The sequence below is a fragment of the Aeromonas sp. TECH754 genome (assembly GCF_056279295.1).
In genome coordinates, this window is sequence record NZ_JBWBRA010000001.1 from 3213452 (window position 1) to 3220000 (window position 6549).

4 protein-coding genes, 1 tRNA gene and 2 rRNA genes (1 of these 7 running past the window's edge) are annotated in these 6549 nt (G+C 57.0%); all 7 read right to left on the reverse strand.

Annotated features, from left to right (window positions below):
- Positions 1 to 14: 14 nt before the first annotated feature.
- The gene (gene cysW / locus ACZ9IL_RS14450) at positions 15 to 902 is read right to left on the reverse strand and encodes a sulfate ABC transporter permease subunit CysW (RefSeq protein ID WP_476004118.1); all 888 of its coding nucleotides are present in this window, start codon (positions 900 to 902) and stop codon (positions 15 to 17) included.
- Positions 903 to 1008: 106 nt separating this feature from the next.
- Entirely contained in the window at positions 1009 to 1848 is an 840-nt protein-coding gene (cysT, locus tag ACZ9IL_RS14455; RefSeq protein WP_476004119.1) for a sulfate ABC transporter permease subunit CysT, read from the reverse strand.
- A gap of 282 nt (positions 1849 to 2130) precedes the next feature.
- Entirely contained in the window at positions 2131 to 2706 is a 576-nt protein-coding gene (locus ACZ9IL_RS14460) for an RBBP9/YdeN family alpha/beta hydrolase (RefSeq protein ID WP_476004120.1), read from the reverse strand.
- Between the two features lie 45 nt (positions 2707 to 2751).
- Positions 2752 to 3753 (reverse strand): sulfate ABC transporter substrate-binding protein, encoded by a 1002-nt coding sequence (locus ACZ9IL_RS14465; RefSeq protein ID WP_476004121.1) that lies wholly within the window; start codon positions 3751 to 3753, stop codon positions 2752 to 2754.
- A gap of 457 nt (positions 3754 to 4210) precedes the next feature.
- A tRNA-Asp gene (locus ACZ9IL_RS14470) sits at positions 4211 to 4287 on the reverse strand.
- Positions 4288 to 4384: 97 nt separating this feature from the next.
- Positions 4385 to 4499 (reverse strand): 5S ribosomal RNA (gene rrf / locus ACZ9IL_RS14475).
- 124 nt (positions 4500 to 4623) lie between these two features.
- A 23S ribosomal RNA gene (locus ACZ9IL_RS14480) occupies positions 4624 to 6549 on the reverse strand (it continues 969 nt past the right edge of the window).

Sequence of the window (6549 nt, forward strand, 5' to 3'; positions counted from 1 at the left end):
TTGAAACGGTTAAATCAGTGAGATTTAGTGGGCTGACCACGCAGCCGGGCCAACAGGGTTTCCCCCAGAAGAGTGAAGATCCCGAACAGGGCCAGCAGGCTGGCTACCGCGAAGGCGGCACCGGTCTGGTACTCGTTGTAGAGGATCTCGATGTGCAGCGGCAGCGTATTGGTCTGGCCGCGAATGTGGCCTGATACCACGGAGACGGCGCCAAACTCCCCTACCGCCCGGGCGGTACAAAGCAGCACGCCATACATCAGGCTCCAGCGAATGCCGGGCAAGGTCACCCGCCAGAACATCTGCAAGCCGCTCGCCCCCAGCATGATGGCGGCTTCTTCCTCTTCCGGCCCGCGCGCTTCCATCTGCGGCAACAGCTCACGCACCACGAAGGGCACGGTAATGAAGGTGGTCGCGAGGATGATGCCCGGGGTGGCAAAGATGATCTTGATGTCGTGCTCGCTCAACCAGTCGCCGAACCAGCCGCGACTGCCAAACATCAGCACGAACATCAGCCCCGCGATCACCGGGGACACCGAGAACGGCAGATCGATGATGGTGATCAGCAGTTGCCTACCCGGGAAACGGAAGCGGGCGATGGCCCAGGCCGCCGCCAGACCGAACAGCAGGTTGAGCGGCACCGAGCAGAGCGTCACCAGGGCGGTGAGGCCGAGGGCGCTCAGGGCATCCGGCTCGCTGATGGCGTGCCAGAAGAAGGCCAATCCCGGGCTCAGCGCCTGGATAAACACGGTCGCCAGCGGCAGCAACAACAGGGCGGCGAACCAGCCGAGACCCAGGCTGATGAGCAGCCACTTGACCCAGACCGGCTCACGGGTGACCGGCTGGTGCTGCACCACTGTGCTTGCCTGCGGAGCCGTTTCGACCATCAAGGTAGATGCGTTCATCTCCTGCCCCCTCCGATGCGAGTCCAGCTCCAGGCCTGTGACACTTGGCCGATTAGCAACAGCATCGTGCTGCTGCGCAGTTCAGGAATGGCAGTGGCAAATGCATTCATATCCTACTTCCCCCGATGCGGGCCCAGCTCCAGGCCTGCAACTTGTTGATCAGCAATAGCAGAATGAAAGAGATGAGCAGCATGACGGAGGCGATGGCGGAGGCCCCGGCATAGTCATACTCCTCCAGATGGCTCATGATCATCAGCGGCGCTATCTCGGAGACCATGGGCAGGTTGCCGGCGATGAAGATGACGGAGCCGTACTCCCCCACCCCGCGAGCGAAGGCCAGGGCGAAACCGGTCAGCAGCGCCGGGATCAGGGTCGGCCAGAGCACCCGGATAAAGGTCTGCCAACGGTCCGCCCCCAGACTGGCGGCCGCCTCTTCCTGCTCGGTCTCAGCCTCACGCAACACAGGCTGCAGGGTGCGCACCACGAAGGGCAGACCGATGAAGGTGAGGGCTATCACCACCCCGATAGGGTTGTAGGCGAGTTCAATGCCAAAGGGCGCGACCCACTGCCCGATCCAGCCATTGGGGGCGAAGATGGCGCACAGGGCGATACCGGAGACGGCGGTGGGCATGGCAAACGGCAGATCGATCAGCGCATCCACCAACCGGCGACCCGGGAAGCTGTAGCGCACCAATACCCAGGCCAGGATCAGCCCGAACAGGCTGTTGAGCAGGGCTGCGATGAAGGCCGCACCGAAGCTGAGCCGGAAGGAGGCCAGCACCCGTGGGGAGCTGATCACCTGCCAGAACTCGGCGGCGTTGAGATTGTTCACGGCGAACAACACCAGGGCAGAGAGCGGCAGCAGCACCAATATGCTCAGATAGAGCAGACTGAAGCCGAGAGTCGGGCCCAACCCGGGCAGGACGGAATAAGAACTTAATCGCATAACACTTCCGTTTGTTATAAATAACTTTCGATATAGCGATTCTGCTCACTCCCGCCAGGTGCAACAAACACCAATATCGCCTTTGCTAATTACTTTTTTGTATAACAACGGCGGAACAAGGCTTTTAGAGCGATAAATATAAAAAAAGGTCTTTTATATAAATAAAAGACCTAACTAAACGGAGCTGTGGAACCGGGAACTACGGAGTCTGTCGCTATGGATACAGGCTAGCGAACCTGCTTGATCTCATCTTGGCACCTTCCTTGGCATTTATTCGAAACATCAACGAAAACCGCTCGCCGCCTGCCGGCCCCATTCAACCGGCGCTGGCTCGACCACCATCTCGGCCCGGCGATGGAGAGTGCCGAGCAGGTTGAGGCCCTGACTCCACTCCCCGTGACCGGACTGAGCATTGATATGACCCACCTCACCGGCATCGAACAGGGGCACCTGCCACTGGCGGCTCCAGAACTCGGCGCGCTCGAACGACATCCAGGGATCGTTGCGGCTGGCGATGAGCTGGGCGGATACCTTGATGGACCCTGCCAGCAGCTCGTCCGGGATGCCGAAACGCGTCGGATCCGCGGGTGCCACTATGAGGATGGAAGAAACCTTCTCCGGCTGCAGCCGGGCGGCGGCGATGGCCGTCAGGGCGCCGAAGGAGTGTGCCACCAGGTGGACCCGGCTACGCCGGCTCCTGAGCTTGCTCGCCAGCTTGGCACTCCAGACTGTCAGGTCAGGTTTATCCCAGGGCAGGCCAACCATGCGCTGCCAGTGTGGGAAGTGCTGGTGCCAGCGGCTCTGCCAGTGATCCGGCCCACTGTTGTGCAGACCGGGAACCAGGAGAATCTTGTTCATCGTGGTGATCCTATCCGTTGGCACAGGGGCCAGTTTGCTGTGGGCTTAGCCGCCCGGTTGGTAGATCTGGTCAAACAGACCGCCCTGGGCGAAGTGTTTCTTCTGGGCCTTGTCCCAATCCCCTTCCAGATCCTTGACGGTGAACAGCTTCAAGCTCGGGAACGAAGCCGAAGTCTCCTTCAGGATCGCCGGATTGCTGGGACGATAGTGGTACTTGGCGATGATGCGTTGCCCCTCGTCGGAGTAGAGATAGTCGAGGTACGCCTTGGCGACAGCCTCGGTACCGTGCTTCTTGGCAACCTTGTCCACCACGGCGACCGGCGGCTCGGCCAGGATCGAGACGGAAGGCACCACCAGTTCAAACTTGTCACTGGTACCAGGCTGGCCCAATACCAGCAAGGCTTCGTTTTCCCAGGCCAGCAGTACGTCGCCGAGACCACGCTCGATGAAACTGGTGGTGGCGCCACGGGCGCCGGAGTCCAGCACCTTCACATTCTTGAACAGGTCTCCGACGAACTGCTTGGCGCCCTCTTCGCTGCCACTTTTCTTCAGGGCATAACCCCAGGCAGCCAGGTAGTTCCAGCGCGCCCCGCCGGAAGTCTTGGGGTTTGGAGTGACGATGGCCACGTCCTTGCGCACCAGGTCATCCCAGTCCTTTATCTGCTTGGGGTTGCCCTTGCGCACCAGGAAGACGATGGTGGAGGTATAGGGGGAGGCATTGTTAGCCAGGCGGCTCTCCCAATCTGCGGCAGTAAGACCCGCCTTGGCCACGGCATCGACGTCGTAAGCCAGCGCCAGCGACACCACGTCAGCTTCCAGCCCATCCACTACGGCGCGAGCCTGTTTGCCGGAACCCCCATGAGACTGACTGACCGCAACGTCATCACCGGTCTTGCTCTTCCACTCCTTGGCGAAAGCACTGTTGTATTCCTGGAACAACTCACGGGTCGGATCGTAGGAGACGTTGAGCAGTCGGACTTCGGCGGCATTGGCCTGCCCGAGCGCCAGCAGAGAGAGCAAGGTCAGGGCGGTCATTCGCAGTTTCATGGTGATACTCCTTATCGTTGGATTGAGTACAGCATGCCGCCTCCTTGATATATCAGGAAGGAAGAAAACGCGCTTTGCTTATCTCTTTTTCAAATATAAAGGGGAGTTTAGAGAAAATAAACTTATTAAATACAGTGTGTTAATAACATGACAGGTCAAGCCGGTGATTGGCTTCAGCATCATGCAGACGAATAAATGGGGCTTTGTTGGGGGGTAGATGTCTCTCATAAGGAGTTGTGAACTGATATGAGTGAATGACAGCGATGGGGCAAGACGCAATCTCTGCTTTGGAGCTTCTACTGATTTCTACTGGTGTAACAACGCGGATCTGATGGCCAACAGATATGAGAAAGTCCAATCTATCGGTACTGCTGGTATCATGGAGGTGGGAGAGAAGGGAAGATTACAAATCGCAAAAATGAAAAAAGCCCAGTCTTTCGACTGGGCTTTTAAAGTGTGGCGGAGCGGACGGGACTCGAACCCGCGACCCCCGGCGTGACAGGCCGGTATTCTAACCAACTGAACTACCGCTCCGCAATTTGGTTAGCGCTTTGCTAATTCTGCTGCCGTTCAACGAGGTGTCATCCTCTCGGCCAATGACGTGACTTTGCACATCACCGTTTAATTGGGTGCCTGGCAGTGTCCTACTCTCGCATGGCGAATGCCACACTACCATCGGCGCTACCGCGTTTCACTTCTGAGTTCGGCATGGGATCAGGTGGTTCCACGGCACTATGGCCGCCAGGCAAAAAACTTCATCTGGAAAGCTGACGTGAATAACGACTTAGGCGTTTGCCTTGTCACTATCACTGAATTAGATAAGTAGTTCATTCACTTGCTACAAGGCCCAGAACACTTCTTGGGTGTTGTATGGTTAAGCCTCACGGGTAATTAGTATGGGTTAGCTCAACACGTCGCCGCGCTTACACACCCCACCTATCAACGTTGTGGTCTCCAACGGCCCTTTAGGACCCTCAAGGGGTCAGGGATGACTCATCTCAGGGCTCGCTTCCCGCTTAGATGCTTTCAGCGGTTATCGATTCCGAACTTAGCTACCGGGCAGTGCCACTGGCGTGACAACCCGAACACCAGAGGTTCGTTCACTCCGGTCCTCTCGTACTAGGAGCAACTCCCTTCAATCATCCAACGCCCACGGCAGATAGGGACCGAACTGTCTCACGACGTTCTGAACCCAGCTCGCGTACCACTTTAAATGGCGAACAGCCATACCCTTGGGACCGACTTCAGCCCCAGGATGTGATGAGCCGACATCGAGGTGCCAAACACCGCCGTCGATATGAACTCTTGGGCGGTATCAGCCTGTTATCCCCGGAGTACCTTTTATCCGTTGAGCGATGGCCCTTCCATTCAGAACCACCGGATCACTATGACCTACTTTCGTACCTGCTCGACCTGTCCGTCTCGCAGTTAAGCTGGCTTATGCCATTGCACTAACCTCCTGATGTCCGACCAGGATTAGCCAACCTTCGTGCTCCTCCGTTACTCTTTGGGAGGAGACCGCCCCAGTCAAACTACCCACCAGGCACTGTCCGCGAGCCCGATTCAGGGCCCTGCGTTAGAACATCAAACATACAAGGGTGGTATTTCAAGGACGGCTCCAGCACAACTAGCGTCATGCCTTCAAAGCCTCCCACCTATCCTACACATGTAGGTTCAATGTTCAGTGCCAAGCTGTAGTAAAGGTTCACGGGGTCTTTCCGTCTAGCCGCGGGTACACCGCATCTTCACGGCGAATTCGATTTCACTGAGTCTCGGGTGGAGACAGCCTAGCATGGCCATGGTTACACCATTCGTGCAGGTCGGAACTTACCCGACAAGGAATTTCGCTACCTTAGGACCGTTATAGTTACGGCCGCCGTTTACCGGGGCTTCGATCAAGAGCTTCGCTTGCGCTAACCCCATCAATTAACCTTCCGGCACCGGGCAGGTGTCACACCCTATACGTCCACTTTCGTGTTTGCAGAGTGCTGTGTTTTTGATAAACAGTCCCAGCCATCTGGTCACTGCGACTCCCAACTGCTCCATCCGCAAGGGACTTCACTGTCAAGAGCGAACCTTCTCCCGAAGTTACGGTTCTATTTTGCCTAGTTCCTTCACCCGAGTTCTCTCAAGCGCCTTGGTATTCTCTACCCGACCACCTGTGTCGGTTTGGGGTACGATGACTTGTAATCTGAAGCTTAGAGGCTTTTCCTGGAAGCAGGGCATCAATGGCTTCACCACCGTAGTGGCTTCGTCTCGTGTCTCAGCGTTGTATCTCCGGATTTGCCTAGAGATACCGCCTACGCACTTTCACCAGGACAACCGTCGCCTGGCCCACCTAGCCTTCTCCGTCCCCCCATCGCAATTACAAGTCGTGCAGGAATATTAACCTGCTTCCCATCGATTACGCCTTTCGGCCTCACCTTAGGGGTCGACTCACCCTGCCCCGATTAACGTTGGACAGGAACCCTTGGTCTTCCGGCGAGGAGGCTTTTCACCCCCTTTATCGTTACTTACGTCAGCATTCGCACTTCTGATATCTCCAGCATACCTCTCGATACACCTTCGCAGACTTACAGAACGCTCCCCTACCACTCACACATAAGTGTGAATCCGCGGCTTCGGTGCCTGGTTTGAGCCCCGTTACATCTTCCGCGCAGGCCGACTCGACTAGTGAGCTATTACGCTTTCTTTAAATGATGGCTGCTTCTAAGCCAACATCCTAGCTGTCTGAGCCTTCCCACATCGTTTCCCACTTAACCAGAACTTTGGGACCTTAGCCGGCGGTCTGGGTTG